Annotated in this window: 12 protein-coding genes; 3 read left to right on the top strand and 9 right to left on the bottom strand. The window is 35.1% G+C overall.

The window, feature by feature from the left end; all coding sequences use genetic code 11:
• The first annotated feature begins 181 nt into the window (after positions 1-181).
• Complete coding sequence (locus EDF66_RS04030) at positions 182-742, top strand: RNA polymerase sigma factor (protein WP_132769506.1); 561 nt, start codon at positions 182-184, stop codon at positions 740-742.
• Positions 742-1,548: an anti-sigma factor domain-containing protein gene (locus EDF66_RS04025; RefSeq protein ID WP_132840804.1), complete on the top strand. Its 807-nt coding sequence runs from the start codon at positions 742-744 to the stop codon at positions 1,546-1,548. Before EDF66_RS04030 ends, EDF66_RS04025 begins: the two co-directional genes overlap by 1 nt.
• A 58-nt stretch (positions 1,549-1,606) precedes the next feature.
• On the opposite strand, the gene EDF66_RS04020 is transcribed toward EDF66_RS04025, so the two are convergent.
• Together EDF66_RS04020 and EDF66_RS04015 are read right to left on the bottom strand one after the other, a co-directional pair.
• Positions 1,607-3,745, bottom strand: a complete 2,139-nt coding sequence (locus tag EDF66_RS04020; RefSeq protein ID WP_132840802.1) for a hybrid sensor histidine kinase/response regulator — start codon at positions 3,743-3,745, stop codon at positions 1,607-1,609.
• Between the two features lie 271 nt (positions 3,746-4,016).
• Positions 4,017-6,008, bottom strand: coding sequence for a nucleoside-diphosphate sugar epimerase/dehydratase (locus EDF66_RS04015; protein ID WP_132840800.1), 1,992 nt, complete (start codon positions 6,006-6,008; stop codon positions 4,017-4,019).
• 516 nt (positions 6,009-6,524) lie between these two features.
• Between EDF66_RS04015 and EDF66_RS04010 the strand changes: the two genes are divergently transcribed.
• Entirely contained in the window at positions 6,525-7,328 is an 804-nt protein-coding gene (locus tag EDF66_RS04010; protein WP_132840798.1) for a tyrosine-protein phosphatase, read from the top strand.
• A 78-nt stretch (positions 7,329-7,406) separates the two neighbouring features.
• Here the strand turns inward: EDF66_RS04010 and EDF66_RS04005 are convergent, their stop codons facing one another.
• From EDF66_RS04005 to EDF66_RS03985, 7 genes are all read right to left on the bottom strand, one after another.
• Positions 7,407-9,269: an acyltransferase family protein gene (locus EDF66_RS04005; RefSeq protein WP_132840796.1), complete on the bottom strand. Its 1,863-nt coding sequence runs from the start codon at positions 9,267-9,269 to the stop codon at positions 7,407-7,409.
• Positions 9,270-9,387: 118 nt separating this feature from the next.
• Positions 9,388-10,974 (bottom strand): hypothetical protein, encoded by a 1,587-nt coding sequence (locus EDF66_RS04000; protein ID WP_132840795.1) that lies wholly within the window; start codon positions 10,972-10,974, stop codon positions 9,388-9,390.
• A 39-nt stretch (positions 10,975-11,013) separates the two neighbouring features.
• Positions 11,014-11,199 carry a hypothetical protein gene (locus EDF66_RS03995; protein WP_132840793.1) on the bottom strand — a complete coding sequence of 62 codons (186 nt, stop codon included), beginning with the start codon at positions 11,197-11,199 and terminating at the stop codon, positions 11,014-11,016.
• A 315-nt stretch (positions 11,200-11,514) separates the two neighbouring features.
• Positions 11,515-11,688, bottom strand: coding sequence for a hypothetical protein (locus EDF66_RS26035; RefSeq protein WP_165902362.1), 174 nt, complete (start codon positions 11,686-11,688; stop codon positions 11,515-11,517).
• A gap of 26 nt (positions 11,689-11,714) precedes the next feature.
• Positions 11,715-13,298 carry a fimbrillin family protein gene (locus EDF66_RS03990; protein WP_132840791.1) on the bottom strand — a complete coding sequence of 528 codons (1,584 nt, stop codon included), beginning with the start codon at positions 13,296-13,298 and terminating at the stop codon, positions 11,715-11,717.
• A gap of 359 nt (positions 13,299-13,657) precedes the next feature.
• Positions 13,658-13,831, bottom strand: coding sequence for a hypothetical protein (locus tag EDF66_RS26030; protein WP_165902361.1), 174 nt, complete (start codon positions 13,829-13,831; stop codon positions 13,658-13,660).
• Positions 13,832-13,861: 30 nt separating this feature from the next.
• The gene (locus EDF66_RS03985) at positions 13,862-15,457 is read right to left on the bottom strand and encodes a fimbrillin family protein (protein WP_165902360.1); all 1,596 of its coding nucleotides are present in this window, start codon (positions 15,455-15,457) and stop codon (positions 13,862-13,864) included.
• Positions 15,458-16,241: the final 784 nt, after the last annotated feature.

Raw genomic sequence — 16,241 nt, 5'->3', positions numbered from 1 at the left:
CTGAGCTGATTTAATTAAAATATTTCAAAACATAAGTCACCTCAACTTTATGTCGAGAGCACTCATTTAAGAAATGAATAATAGGTTTGTGTGCAATAAATCCAGTACAATCAATTAAAATTCAAATAAATATAGAATTTCTTAATCCTATTATATATCTTTGAACTCAAAGACTAATTAATTGAGCCCGATACACCACTTAGAAGAAGATACATTAATTTCCTTATTACAGAAAAAGGATCAGCGCGCCTTTAATTATCTTTATGATCATTATGCGGGAGCACTGTATGGTCTAGTGCTACGTATCGTTACACTCAAGGAATATGCTGACGAAGTACTTCAAAATGTTTTTATCAAAATATGGAAACATATTGATTCATTCGATGCTTCTCGAGGCAAACTTTACACTTGGATCATTAATATAGCCCGTAATGCTGCATTTGATTACATCAAATCAAAAGGCGTCCAAAATGAACAAAAAAACCAATCTCTTCCAGATATCGTAGATGCTAAAGAAAAACATAACTTTAGTGTTTCTACACAGGTAGATCATATTGGTTTTAAAAACGTATTGAATGAACTTCGTGCAGAATGGAAGGAACTTATTGAAATGGCCTATTATGAAGGGTACACACAACAAGAGATTGCAGAAAAACTAAACATCCCACTTGGAACAGTAAAAACGCGTACACGAGGAGCACTTTTAGAATTAAAAAAAATACTTAAAGAATACCAATACTAGTGGATATTAAAGAATACATATCGTCAGGAATTATCGAAGCTTATGTGCTAAATCTCGCCAGCGAAGAAGAGGTGAGTGTTTTGATGTGCGTAAGTAAGCATAACACTGAAGTACAGCAAGCGATTCTAGAGGCACAAGAAACTTTAGAAGATTTTGCTACTGTCCAAGCTATGTCTCCTCCCACCGAGCTTAAATCGATAATCTGGAATAAAATATCCGATCAAGCTAATCATCCTATTGTATCTGCTGAAAAGACAGAAGAGTTGATTCCACAGTCCGCTCTACCGTCCCCTGTGCGCAAATTTAGTACGTCAAACTGGAGTATTGCCGCGTCTATCTTATTAGCTTTAAGTATAGGTGCTAATATCTATTTTCACAATAAAACTTCTGTTAATCAAAATCTGCTGGAACAATCAGTTTCAAAACAAGAATCTACTCAAAAAGCATTGCTGAGTTTAGAGGAAAAATGGGCTATGTTGCAAGATCCTGCGATTAAAACGATCACTTTAGCCGGAGTAGAGCAACATCCAAAACTCAAAGCACATGTTTTCTGGAACACCAATACAACAGATGTTTATCTAAGTCTAGAAAATTTACCTCCTGCTCCAGAAGGTATGCAGTACCAACTTTGGGCAATCGTTGATGGTAAACCAGTAGATGCTGGTGTATTTCCTTTGGATCATACTGATCGCATCACCAGTATGAATCAAATACCTAAAGCACAAGCTTTTGCTATAACCTTAGAAACAAAGGGTGGAAATCCAACACCAAATTTGACACAACTTTATGTGATGGGAAATACATAAGCTTTCGTTATATATTATTTTAGAAGTTAACTGGCCACACTGATTGTATTATCATTAGTTATCCCATAGACCTCTTGATAGAGGAAATTAGGTCATGAGCATCCAGTGGTTTTTTCAATTTTGCATCAAAAAGATTTACCTGCTTTTGTTCAGCAGCTTCGAGATACATACTGTCTGCCGTAAAAACAAATACCCTAACTAGTTCCCATTCTTTTTTTGCTCGTATCTTATTTAAAATTCCCCAACCGTCAAGATCAGCCATCCTTAAATCTGTGATTACGACATCAACGTCATTTTCATCCATATATGCAAGAGCAACATGACCTTGCTCAAAAATATGTACATTAGGAAAATCTTTAAAATAGTGATTCAAGTAAAGAACATTAATCCTGTTATCATCAATGATCACAATCTTCATTTCTTGAGGAAGATCTTCCAATGTATACTGAACAGCGGTGGTTTCCAATATTTTCGTTTTTTCGACAGGAAGTACCAAAGTAAATATAGATCCTTTTCCTAATGTGCTGACCAAATCAATATTGCCCTCCATTTGTTGGGCAAATAATTTCGATATATATAACCCCAGCCCAAAACTACTTGTTTGCTTCTTCGCTCCGGCCATATAGTACTGACGAAATACCAGCGCCTGTTCTTCTTCTAGAATACCAATACCACTATCCTGAACAGCCACAAACAGCGTTGTTTTTCCATTTTTCAGTTTCAGAGAAGCAGTGATACTGACTTCCCCTTGAGAAGTATATTTAATGGCATTACTGATCAGATTAGAAATGATCTGCTTCATTCTAAACTCACTGCTATAAATTAATAATGTAGGGTCTATTTCTATTTTTTTAACAATAGTAATATTTTTATTTTGGGCTTGATGATTGTGTAAATTGAGGATATTTAGTAATAATTGGTGCGGTGCAAAATAATCATATTGTACATCCATTGCCCCAGCTTCCAACTTACTCAGGTTTAATATATCATTGACAGTACTGTTGATAACATCAATTTCGTGCGAGGCCGAGTTAAGATACTCTGGATGAATCAGCTTACTATCATTATTTTTTCGCAATATGCTAATAATACCCTGCAATGCATTGATAGGAGATCTTACCTCATGACTTACACTCGCTAAAATAGTCGTTTTCTCTGCCGCTACCTGTGATGCATAATCCTTCTCCTCCTGCAATTTACGTTCATAAGAAACGGCATTCGACTGATAGAAGAAAATCAGAATAATTGACAGTCCAATTATGATAAAAGATCCAATAAGCTGATTTCTAAAATTATGTGTACTTTCTTTGTATAATGCCAAGTCTTTTTTTTCTGCTTTTCGCAGTAGCGCTAACTCGTGACTTTTAATCACATCAATTCCCTTCCTCAGATTATCCAGTAAGCTTCTATTTGCCAGCACCAGTTGTTTTTCCTTATCTTGAAGAGCAACAAACTTTTCTTGGAGGTTCTTTAAATTTTGACGGTAAACTTTTTTATTTTGCTGTATCAGATAGGCTATATTACGGGAAATTACATCTTTTTGCAACGTATTAAAATCTTGTATAATCGTCTTAGCGACAAGCGTATCATTTTTAGCTTTAAAAATACGTTTAAAGAGATTTTCTTTTTTTCGGATTGTCGTATCTTTCGTTAATGTATTAAAGGAGGTGTCACTCATTATCCTCTTCACAATCGAATCGACCTGCTCAAACTTAGGATCCCTTAATAATGTTTTATTGGAGGAAGATAAAACAGACAAGGAGTCCTTTGTAAAGAATATGAGTTGATCTACTGTCTGCTTTAATGTCGCAAATTCTTGTGAAAGCACCTTTTTTTGCTCCATATCTTCTGCACTCACCTGCATTAAATTTTCCTTCAAAGGCAATTTTGACAATGAGTCTACAGAATACCTAATCGTATCCAATTTATTTTTGTAAGCTGAAAAAGTAGGCTTGTCAAAATTCACGGTATACAACCTGAAAAGGTTTTCGGCTTCACTATATACGGAGAATAATCGATCAAGTCCAGAAGATTGTTTATATGAAGATGCATATGCAGCATCAAGACGTTCTTTTACCTTTTGCTGTTCATAATACTGGTAAATAAATATAACACCTAAGTATATAAAAGAAGCAATAAGTGCTCCGATCAATAAAGCTCGAAGGAGAAATGTTTTTTTCTTTTTTAGTGTTGACAAGAGTTCAGTATATTTTCTTCAGATGTATGGCAAGTGCAGGCATCGATAGTCCATGCAGCATATTTTGCTGACATCAAATTATGTGAGCATTAAAATAGTAACAATAATAACTATTATAACTGTACACCTATGAAGATCGTTGGATAAAAAATAGATTGTTTATAAATTTGTAGCTACCCCGCTACATCAATCTATATTTCGTATGATAATTTTCTAATTAAAGAATATAACACTCCTAAACAAGGAAATTATTTATTAAGGAAATATCCTGTTAAGCATTTCTAGCGATAGGATAGATCGGTACTTCAGAAACTATTTTATCCATAATTTCCATGTCTAAAACTTCATTATCCAGTATTTCGAATTCTGAATTCTGCGACTTAAATTCAGGAACTATTTTTTTCATATGTCTCACGAGATTCATAAAATCGGGTAAAATAGCATGCGGACCTACTATATGTTGACACAAATAATTAATTCGTTCTACTTTTTGAGGCAAATCGTCATGATTTACCTTCGCTATCATAATTTTGGGATGGTGAGTCTTTATCGTATTCTCATTATTGGCAAGAAGCTCTTCATAGATCTTCTCTCCAGGACGTAACCCAACGATTTTGATATCAATATCTTCTGGATAACGATAACCTTTCAAATTAATCATACGTTTTGCCAGATCGATGATACGAATTGACTTACCCATATCAAACACAAAAATCTCTCCGCCTTTTCCCATCACACCAGCTTCTTGAACCAATTGACAAGCTTCTGGAATTGTCATAAAAAATCGGGTGATATCTGGATGAGTCAATGTCAATGGACCACCTTGCTCCATCTGTTTCTCAAAAAGTGGGATCACCGATCCATTAGAACCTAGCACATTACCAAATCTGGTAATGATAAATTGAGTATCGGATTTTCCACTGCAACTGCTCACATATATTTCAGCCATGCGCTTTGTTGCTCCCATAATATTAGTCGGGTTAACCGCTTTATCCGTGGATACCATGACCATTTTTTTAACCCCATATTTCATCGAGAGGTCTACAACATTTTTACTTCCTAGCACATTTGTCTGTATTGATTCGTATGGATTAGCCTCCATCAAGGGCACATGTTTATAGGCCGCCGCATGAAATACCAAATCCGGATGATACTCTGCAAATATCTTTTGCATGAAAAAATAATTACGCACATCTCCAACAACACAATGTAAATGTTCAGGATAGCTGCATTTTATTGATTGTTGTATATCATACAAAGGAGATTCTGCTTGATCTAATAAAATCAATTTTTTATAAGAACGTCGGGCAATTTGCCGAGCAAGCTCTGAGCCAATTGATCCTGCTGCACCTGTCACCAAAATTACTTTACCTTCCATCTCGGCTTCTATCTCCTGATGATCCAGTTTGATAGGCTTACGCCCCAATAAATCATCAATTTCTAAAGGTCTAATCTCACGATTCACTCTTGAATTAGGTAGAATACGCGCAGGAGACATGATTTTAAGTTCAAGACCAAGCTGATGGAACCAGTCCGAAACATATTGTAAACGTTCAGGATCATTATTTTCTACTGCAATGATCACATCCGTAATACGGTTTCTTTTAATAAAATCTGATGTAATTTCAGTTATATCCAGGATTTTCAAGCCCGCAAGTCGTTTACCGACACGATTTAACTGATCTTCTACGAACGCAATTACATGATACTTCACTTGAGGGTCTTCTTTCAAAAGAGAGTAAGTTGAGAGTCCGGGACGAGAAGCACCAAAAATCAAGACGTTTTCCAACTTTCTGGCAGATAATGAGAGATATTCAAATACCGTACGGTAAACCACACGAGAGCCGATCATGAATACCAGTAACATACAGAACTGCATGGTCAACAGTCCATAAGGCAATCTTAGGTAATCTGACACCACACTTCCACGCTCTACAACAGACCTGATGATAATCATGAATAGCATCAGCACAATATAAGCAGTTGCTGTAGTTTTAAATATTTTAATTGCATCTTGAATACCCGTCTGGCGTACAATCCCTTTAAAAGTACTGTTGCTAACAAAAAAAGTAAAATATACGAAAAGAATAATGATTAGCTTTTTCAACATCATCGAAACATCAGCAAACCCTTTCAAGTCATAGAGTACATAAATAGACAGTACATAACTGACAAATACAATAAACATATCGATCATCAAAATAATCCAACGCGGATGGTCTCGATATAAATGTCTTTTTAAATCTCCAAAAAAACTTATCATAATCTTATTGCTAACAGTTCACTCTTATTAATAGGATATGGTTAGTAAAGGGTATTTAGATGACCCTTAAATGGCTCCTATTCAATATTATAATTCACAACACCAATTTACTTAAAAATTGACAATCCTCGTATATAAATTTTCATATATTTATTAATTATTAATAAAACCCGGTTCACTTTTATTATGCTTTCTAGCGAAGTGGCAGGGTTAATAACAAAAATCTTACAAAAAGGTTTTTGATTTAAAAACTTTACTAAATAAAATTCTAAAAAATTTCTTTATCAAGGCTTTAACTGTTTAAACAGTTATATTATCATCCTTTCAAACACATTTCCTCACAAGTAATGTTGGCACACTAATTGAGAACATTTATTTACAATAAATTGGAGGAAATAACGTTGTGAAAACAGGCATTTAGCTCATATTTCGATTTTGCTTAATATATGAATATTTGTCAGATCACAGCGCACTTTAATCTATACTATCGAAAAACAATTATTACTAAAATCACAGATGTCTTTTTTTAGCAATCTATTCACAAAAAATAAAAATGCCGCTTCGGTTCGATCCATATCACAATTGGATTTTCTTGAAGTTGACATGCATAATCATTTACTACCGGGCATTGATGATGGTAGCACATCAGTACAGCAATCATTAGGCTATATTAAGGAATTAAGCAGCCTTGGTTTCAAAAAATTTATTTGTACTCCCCATATCATGGAGGGTGTACATCCTAATACTAAATTTAGCATTGGACAAGCCCACCATTCACTAAGCGAAGGATTAAAAAATTCAGGAAGCGATGTGGAGATTTTTGCAGCCGCGGAACACATGATCGACGACGGTCTTCATGGACTGGTTGAGCGTAATGATTTGTGCTTAATGCCTGGAGGATATGTTTTGATTGAAATGTCATACCTTTCCGAATCGAAGGCTTTATTTCAAACCATATTGAATATTCAAAAATTAGGTTACAAACCTATATTGGCACATCCCGAACGCTATAATTATTATCACAGCAATTTCAACATTTACAAACAAATAAAAGATGCTGGATGTTTTTTGCAATTAAACCTTTTATCTCTGAGCAGATATTATGGTGTCGATGTAAAAGCCATTGCCATGACACTTGTTAAATCGGGTATGTACGATTTTGTCGGAACAGACCTGCACCATGATAAGCATCTCCGTTCATTAAAAGATATTGTTGAAAAATATCCTGTACGGGAAATGTTGAAAACCTGTACAATTTTAAATCCGACCTTACTTGATCATATCAATGCAGGCAAAGGACAGCATATCATCGCCGGATAAATAATCTGAATAACATATAAAAAAGGAGCTTTATACTAACGTACATAAAGCTCCTTTTCATTAACAGCGTATATGTGATCACAGATATTCCTTCCGCAGTAGATAATCTACAACCTGACTAGCCCCAAATGCAGTGAGATGATGTTTATCAAAGATGTAAGACATCCCCATTTCCTGAGAATTGTGCTCTATTTCTCCATGTTTATAAATATCAATATAATGTTGCTCCGGAATAATTCGTTTCAGAAATTCATTAACTTGTTGCCCTTCGTCTAGAATAAATTGCTGCTCATCTAGAGTAGGGTTAAACATTTTTTTTAATGCAATCTGCCGGTAAGGTACCCGATAAAGTTCGGTTTGTCCGATGAAATAATACTGTAGCCCATAACTATCAAAGAGCGCAATCATCTGACTTAAACCCTGCTTTATTTCTTTAGGTGTATAGTTCATTTCCTCATATGTATTCATTAACCAATGAACAGAAATAAACACCTTATTGATTTTATTCTCATTTTTAGGCAGGAACTCGGTATAAAAATATTTCCATAACTGAACTGACTTATCATAACCTTTTGAATCTGGAAAAGGAAAAGTTAGGCTTAAACTCATCTCAAGCAGATGCTGATCTTCTTTCAAGGCATTTCTAAAAGCCGTAGAAAGCTGCGCCGCATGGCTGTCCCCGATCAATAAGATATTTTCTTTTCCCACATCGATTTTCAAACATTCTTCTTTATCATAGGTGTTATAATTCGGGCTTCTTGTGATATAGCAATTACATGGGTTCAAATGCTGATGTTCATCCTGTTGAAAATAATTGACATATTGATTATCAACGAGGCGAATTTTATCCCATAATGTATGCTTAGGAAATACAAAGAGCATTGTTGCAAGTAAAGCAACTACACATCCAGAAATTGTTAAAATCTTAGCGCCAAATATATTTTTCTTTCGCTCAAACAGATAAAAAGACAGGATAGCAAAAATAAAAGAAAGAAAAAAAGGAATAAGAATACTATAACGCCATTGCATCAAAAACTCAAATTTTCGATAGAGCACATAAAATGGCCAATGCCACAGGTACAAAGAGTAAGAAATTTTTCCTAAAAATTGAATTCCGCTATTTTGAAACCATACCAATTGATGATCTATCGCTAATAAAACAGCGGTTGCCAAAACAGGAATTACAACTAATGTCGATGACCAGGTATGATTTGCGCGAATAAAGAGAGCGGAAACAAGCATCAGTACTAAGCTCATAATGGTTAGTGCTGTTAAGAATGGTTTCAACCTCTCTTTTAATTCTTGACTGTACAAAAAAGCCAAACCCCCAATTAAAAATTCCCAAATCCGCGTCGGCATCAAATAAAAAGCCCAACTACTGCGACTCCCCATACCAAGCCAAAGAGAAAGGGAAAGTACCGTTAAAACAATTAAAATGAAGCGAAATTGTTTTAAATGATGTAGGTACCGATCCTTAAGTACCCATAAAGCCAGTGGATAGATTATATAAAATTGCCATTCAACGGCTAAGGACCAGCTATGTAAAAACAGATTATCCTGAGCATCGGGTGAAAAATAATCACCAGATAAACTTCCATAATAAATATTAGACATAAAAGCGAGACTCAATGCGATATACTTCGCATTAAGCTTCAGATCGACATCAAAATACAAAAGAGGCAATAATAGCAGCATTACCACCGAAACACCTAATAGTGCTGGCACAATCCGCCTTATTCTTCTTTCAATAAATGAAAAATAAGAAAACCGATCTCCTTTAATCTCTGTTAAGATAATTTTAGTCATCAAAAATCCTGATATCACAAAAAATATATCAACCCCTATATATCCTCCCTCAAAAAATGGAAAATTATAATGAAAGAGTAAAACAAAACAAACTGCAATTGCCCGCAAAAGGCCAATATCATAACGAAACGTCATTTAGGCTAACATCCAATTTGATGGATGCACTAAATTTATAAAAATAAGCTGATTAAAAAAAAGAGCGCTTTCTATCGAAAGCGCTCTTAAAAAGAGGTAGATTAAAAATTTTTATTTATTATAATCCTTTCTTAATACAACGGATCTGCATTGCAAAGTTTGGATCCGCCGCAGCCGTATTAATTGACCAGCCCTGCGTATTTTTAGAACCTGTCATTTGCAAACGTTGGTTATTTGCTAATAAATATAAACCTTGCGATCCAAATGAATCTCCCGTATTATTATCATTATATGAACCTCCGTATGGTAAATAAAATTCTTTATAGCGGTCTGCACCAGGATTCACTTGTGAACCAAAGAACATACCTAAGTTTGTACCGGCAGTACCATCATAAGTATCCACCCAACGTGCCGGATCCCAGTTATTGATGTTTTGAGGGTTATCAACACCACCTGCATTTGTATTGGTAATCAATGTATTGAACTCCTGCGCGGTAGGTAATCTCCATGTATTTAATGGTAATACCAAAGAACAAGGATCTGTAGCGCCACCATTAATAGCTGTTGAAGGTTTTTGATTGTTAACACTGCCATCTAATACTTTAGGAAGTTGGAATCCAGCAAACCAATAATTACCGTATGAATCATTCGTTTGTGCAAAACCGTATACACCATTACTATACGTCAAGTTCCCTAAAGCCCAAACTTTACCACCAAGTTCCACAGTTGTTGGAGCTTTCACCTTAAGTTCCAAGTTATATTTAATCCCTGGATTCAAGGTTAGGTTTTTAAATGATAATGCTTTTGCAACACTATTATTTATGGAAAGCCCCGCTAACTCTACGATACCGGTTGTAGTTGGCGCGGTCGTAATGAATGTAGAGTCAGACATGATTACTGTGCCCGTTGTATTTTTCAAATGAAATGCCACTGGAGCAGTTGCACTACCTGTATATGTTACAGCACCTGTAGACAATATCACATCTGCATTTGTATTCGAAGGGGAGATATTTGCACCCGCTATTGAAGTAACAGCACCAATCTTAGAAGAATCAAATTTTAATGTAACTTGTGTAAATAAATGATCTAGATCTGCATTAAGAATGTTTTGACCCGCTTTTACCTCAAACTCAACTTGATCTAACATAAAATCTTTGTCAGCTGTAAGACCTGTAAAATTTACAGTACTCAAAGTTGCGTTTGGGGCAATTGTAGGTAAAGACTTATTCGTACCAGAAGCATAAACCACAAAGGTATATTTACCCTTATCAATTGCGAAGTCCTGCGCACCAGCCCCTTGAGTGAAAGATTTTGTTTCCTTATATTTGCCTGTAGCATCAAAAATAGCGACATAGTAAACCGTTCCTTGCTTCAAAACTTGTTCAGAATTACCCGTACTAGTAACTGCCGCACGATTAGAAGCTTTCAAAACATCATTGCTTGAACCTGATGCTACAGGTGTTAATGTTGCGACTAACGTATACTCATTATTATAGGCAACTTCAATAGTCTGTGCCGCTGCGGTAAAAGTACGCCCTACAGAACCTACTTTAGCTGGAGCTGCTTTAGCATAAGTTTGACCAATATTTAAACGGATTGTTGAACCGTCAGTTACGGCCTCATTTGCTTCTTTACTACAAGAAGATATAAATAGCGCAAGAGCCAATGTAGTAGCCAAGCCCAATTTAATTTTAAAATTTTTCATTTATAGATGTTAAATATGTTAAAAAAATAGGGTTTGTTATTACCACTCCACTTCGTGTTCTTGCGTTTCAGTACCCCAAGATTCTTTGATGGAATTATTGGTTTCACCATTTACCGAAGCTGCTGCAATACTATGCTCAAGTTCAACTTTTAACATCTCAACACGAGGAGACTCATAATTCAATTGGCCTTTAGAGTTCGCCAAAAATACATTGTTAGTTTTCATTTTTATTATCTTTATTTTTAAGTACAAATCCATAATCTGAATTAACAATTCGAACAATACCACACTGTTTATAAGACAATTACAAACTTAAATTCAGATTTTAATTTGAGCAAAACTAGATAATAATCGATTACACATCTCAGATTTTGACCTAAATAGTTACTCTTGTAGATGATCAATTACAAGCACAATGACTTTTGTAGCTGACCACCTACAAAAGATATTCAAACATAAAATTTTCACCTAAACAGATAGATTTTAAGCAAAAAAAACTCCCGATTTGAAGTCGGGAGTTGTTAAACTATTAAGATAATATTACCAGTCTATAGTACGTGAATCATCAGGACCGTTTGTCCATTCTTGCTGTACCGAATTACTATTATCTCCAGGAAGAGTGCTAGCAGATCCCGCCGCGATACCTTGTTCCAGTTCCACTTGAGTTGCTTCAACTCTTGGACTTATATATGCTTTTCTTATATCAGTTGTCATTTTATTAATAGATTGTTTTGAATTAATTATTTCACCAGGTTACAAGACACCTTCTTTACACCACTACCTGATCCTTTTAAAGCAGTAGTTCCAATTACCATCTGTGTTAATTTAACAGCATTGCTTTGTGCTCCACCATTCCACGTAAATTTATTAAAAGCATTACCATTGCTTAAAACCAATGGAAATAATGGACCGCCAGATACTTTACTCGCGTACATCTTCACTTCACCCAAACGGCTTATCACCACTTTAACTAGTGGTGCAGCAGCCGTACCAGTCATACTGTAGATATGGGTCACTTTTCCACCTTGCGTATTATTACCGCTGAATTCACTACCATCTTCAAATTTGATATTTTGAGGCAAAGTTGCGTTACCAGATTGAAATTGGATTTCTTTCTGAGCAAGCTTAACTCCATTAACCTCCATATTGAAAGAGTTATCTAATTTCAGAATATCAAAAACGAAACCGTAGTCTGCTCCGGGAGCAGTAAAACTTGTCTCAAGAATACTTCCATTAGGCTTAAATACTCCATTTACGTTAATACCACCTGGAGATACATTTTGATAGTTCCAATCCATGTCTGCACCACCTACCACATCTTGTGTACAGGTATTAAAGTCTAAATCAAGCACGTAGCGTTGCCCTGGTATAATATTCAATTGTGGAATTTTAAGATTACTTTTAGTAACACCATCAATGGTTATACTTCCTATAGTAAGTTCGCCAGATGTCGCTTTTTCATGAATCAGCATTGTTGGTGAACTTGTTACTTCACGAAGTCCAGCACCCAACGCTGGAAATACAACATTTACACCAGCTTGGTTCAACCCATTATATGTCAATGTACCATCTGAAAGCTTCAGGTTTGCACTGATATGTGACGGTTTAATAACAGAAGCAGTGATATTGGTAATTGAACCCGTAGTTGTCGGATTCATTTTGATACGCGTAATGATCTGACTATATTGATGTTTCAAAATCACATTGAGATTATTATCACCCGCAGCAAGTGTCAATGTACCAAAAAAGTACATGAGGTCGCTATCAATGTTTGCTAAAGTAGCTGTAGACAATTTATTAGCTCCCGATACCGCAGGCACTGCTGTTGTACTGTTTACCGAGTAAGCAATAAATGAATAAGTCTTTCCCGCATCCAGCTCAATACCCATACTATTATCAGTACCATTAGTATAAACTTTTTCAGTTACATAATCGCCATTGGTATCATAAACCAACACTTTATATTGTACATTCTGATCCAAAGGAGTATGTACTGCACCTGTTGGCGCACGATTAGATCCCGAAGCACGTAGCCCATTTGACGGATTGCCCGCAGCTGTCAAAGTTACTTTGAAAGAACCGCTGTTTGAAAATGGTACTGTACTCACCTGTACGGATTGATCAGAACCAGCAGTAGCTTTACCTTTTTTCGCAGGCTCATCTGCAACAGGGTTAGCAACACCCAAAAGATTTACTTTTACAACAGTGTTATTACTTTCAACACTGTCTTTAGTCTCCTTACAAGAATAAGACACTAAACAGAAAAGCGCAACAATCGCCACTAGAACTTTAGTTCTAGAATTTTGATAAAATTGTGAAATCATTTTATTTAATTATTAAAAATATAGTATTAAAGCTTTGTTAATAGAGTTCCCTTGAGTTATTTATTATTATAAAAGTTGATAAAAGAAGTATTCATATTTTGTGAACTCTTCCCTTGTCATAATAAATTTTCCCTATTATGATAAAATTCAATTGCGAAAGTAGGGACTTTAAAACGGCTAATAGACTAAAAATATCACAATCAATAATTTTGTAGATGAACATCTACATAAATATATATTTGGTTTTTTTTAATAATTATAGATTTATAATTTAATTTTTAATAAAACAAAAGAATAATTGAAAAATAAAAAAAACTCCCGATTTATGGTCGGGAGCTTGCTTTACTTCTAAAATAACATTACCAATCTAGGGTGCGGGAATCATTAGGACCATCGGTCCATTCCTGTTGTACCGTATTACTATTATCTCCAGGGTTAGCACAAGCAGATCCCGCTGCGATACCTTGCTCTAATTCCACTTGAGTTGCTTCAACTCGTGGACTTAAATATGTTTTTTTCAATTCCTTTCTCATTTTATCAACTTTATATATATTAAAGACTATCTATTTCACTAGGTTACAAGAAACTTTTTTCACACCGCTTCCTGCACCTTTTATGATGGTTTCACCATCTACTAACTGCGTAACTTTAACCACATTTGTTTTTGCACCATCCCAAAGGAAAGTATTAAATGAATTGCCATTGCTTAATACCAATGGATATAAAGCACCGCCAGATTTTTTACTTGCAAACATCGTCACCTCACCTGTACGACTAATAACCACCTTAATGAGCGGAGCTAACGCTGTACCTTTCAAACCATAAATACTAGACAAAGTCGCTCCATTTTCCGTATTTTTTCCGCTAAAACTACTACCATCAGCAAACTTGATATTTTGACGAGATGAAATTGCATCCACTTGAAATTGAATTTCCTGTTTAGCAAGTTTCACACCGTTCACTTCCATATTAAAGGAATTGTCTAACTGTAAAATATCGAAGACAAAACCGTAATCAGCTCCTGGAGCTGTAAAAGTTTTTTCCAGCGCTTGTCCGTTCGGGATAAAAACACCATCAGCAACAATACCCACTACTCCGCCTTGCTTTCTTTCAGCAAACGACCAATTCATACCGGAGCCACCTTCCACATTCTGTGTACAAGTTTTAAATTCAAGATCTAGATAGTAACGCTGTCCCGGGATAACTTTTAAATCCGGTACTACAATATTTGATTTTGTTTCACCATCAATCGTGATACTTCCAAATTTTAATGTCCCAGCAGATTCATTAGGATGAATCAGCATTGTTGGAAGACTTGTCACTTCACGCAAACCTTTCCCTAAAGCAGGAAACACAACATTGACACCCAATTTGTTTAAGCCATTATAGGTCAAACTACCATCTGCAAGCTTCAGGTTTGCACTTACATGAGTTGGATTTATTATCGGAGTAACAATACTTGTAATCGATCCAGTTGTATTCGGACTCATTTTAATACGGGTGATAATCTGGCTATATTGATGTTTTAAGATCACATCCAAATTATTCTCACCGGCTGCAAGAGTCATTTTCCCTGAAAAATACATTAGATCACTATCAATTCCTTTTAAACTAGCCTCAGTCAGTTTACTTCCGTCAACTACAGCAGGAACTGACGTTGTACTATTAACCGAATAGGCAATAAACGAATAGGTCTTTCCCGCATCTAACGCGATACCATCTTGATCACCGACTCCGTTGGTATACAGCTTTTCTGTTATATAATTACCATCCGCATCATATACCAGTACTTTATATTTAATATTTTCATCCAGCGGAGAACGATCAGTAGCTGCTGTTGCTCGGTTTGAAGCCGACGACTGCGACTCATCAGACACCGGTAACTGAGGAGCGGAGGTTAATGTCACCTCAAAGGAACCACTACTAGAAAAAGGCACAGTACCCACTTGTTTACTTTGCGATGCCTCTTGCCCAACCTTCCCTTTTTTGGAAACTGCATTATCATTACTTACAGTAGGATTAGCTACGCCAAGAAGATTTACCTTTACAACAGTTTCGCCATTCGTGATACTATCTTGAGTTTCTTTACAGGAATAAGCGGTCATACATACGAAAGCCACAATCGCTAGAAGAACCTTACTTCTTGATTTTTGATACATTTTTGAAATCATTACATTAAAATTGTTAAAAAACGATATGCTATAAATTTTTCTTTTAGCGCAGTATTTTATGTCTTTTCCTAAAACACAATAATAGTTTGCTACACAACATAATGGCAACGAAGATATAACTAACCAGAGCAATAATGAATTAATTGAGTCGCAATATTTTTTTTTGTAGACAGATCATTACATCAGCTAACAGCGTCCTTCTTGATTTGTAATAATGTTGACCCATTCGACCAAAATCAGTATGAATTTAAATGTCGATTTTAATTTAAAAAGTTTTTTTAGCAGCGTTTTCGGAAAAGAATTTTGGGACATAACTTTTCTTTCTATAGCAGTATCTCCAAAAAAAATAAAACATTTTATACTGATAAAGAAGATAATAACCTCAAGAGAGCATCTATTTTTACAGCAGTTTATTTTGTATTAATACTAAACTCAGCTGCTACATAAATAAATATATTCTATACATGTAGAAGTGCTAGAAATACATTAGACTACCATTGATGATTATATGGTTTATACAGAATAAACTTTCAAGTACCTTTACAACTATTACATTTAAGTTATCAAGAAAATTTAAATCAAATTCGTTTAAACCTATAAAAACAATTTTCCTAATATTTTTGTTAATAGGAATAAGCTAACTAAATAACCATCAAAAAACAATAAAAATAAAACATAAAAACTAATTGTTAAACATCCATTAATTTGAAATTTTTATATAGGAATTAGATTACAAAAACATTGGTTTTTCCTGAAACAAAAATTAAAACAA

The sequence above is a fragment of the Sphingobacterium sp. JUb20 genome (assembly GCF_004342035.1).
GTDB lineage: Bacteria > Bacteroidota > Bacteroidia > Sphingobacteriales > Sphingobacteriaceae > Sphingobacterium > Sphingobacterium anhuiense.
The sequence above is the reverse complement of the archived record's forward strand: the minus strand, read 5'-3'. Positions and strand labels throughout refer to the sequence as shown.

What these genes read in the sequence shown, in the direction of transcription:
- EDF66_RS04015 (WP_132840800.1), bottom strand. Translation starts at nt 6,008, where the DNA reads ATGATAAGTTTTTTTGGAGATTTAAAAAGACATTTATATCGAGACCAT.
- EDF66_RS04010 (WP_132840798.1), top strand. Translation starts at nt 6,525, where the DNA reads ATGTCTTTTTTTAGCAATCTATTCACAAAAAATAAAAATGCCGCTTCG.
- EDF66_RS04005 (WP_132840796.1), bottom strand. Translation starts at nt 9,269, where the DNA reads ATGACGTTTCGTTATGATATTGGCCTTTTGCGGGCAATTGCAGTTTGT.
- EDF66_RS04000 (WP_132840795.1), bottom strand. Translation starts at nt 10,974, where the DNA reads ATGAAAAATTTTAAAATTAAATTGGGCTTGGCTACTACATTGGCTCTT.
- EDF66_RS03995 (WP_132840793.1), bottom strand. Translation starts at nt 11,199, where the DNA reads ATGAAAACTAACAATGTATTTTTGGCGAACTCTAAAGGCCAATTGAAT.
- EDF66_RS26035 (WP_165902362.1), bottom strand. Translation starts at nt 11,688, where the DNA reads ATGACAACTGATATAAGAAAAGCATATATAAGTCCAAGAGTTGAAGCA.
- EDF66_RS03990 (WP_132840791.1), bottom strand. Translation starts at nt 13,298, where the DNA reads ATGATTTCACAATTTTATCAAAATTCTAGAACTAAAGTTCTAGTGGCG.
- EDF66_RS26030 (WP_165902361.1), bottom strand. Translation starts at nt 13,831, where the DNA reads ATGAGAAAGGAATTGAAAAAAACATATTTAAGTCCACGAGTTGAAGCA.
- EDF66_RS03985 (WP_165902360.1), bottom strand. Translation starts at nt 15,457, where the DNA reads ATGTATCAAAAATCAAGAAGTAAGGTTCTTCTAGCGATTGTGGCTTTC.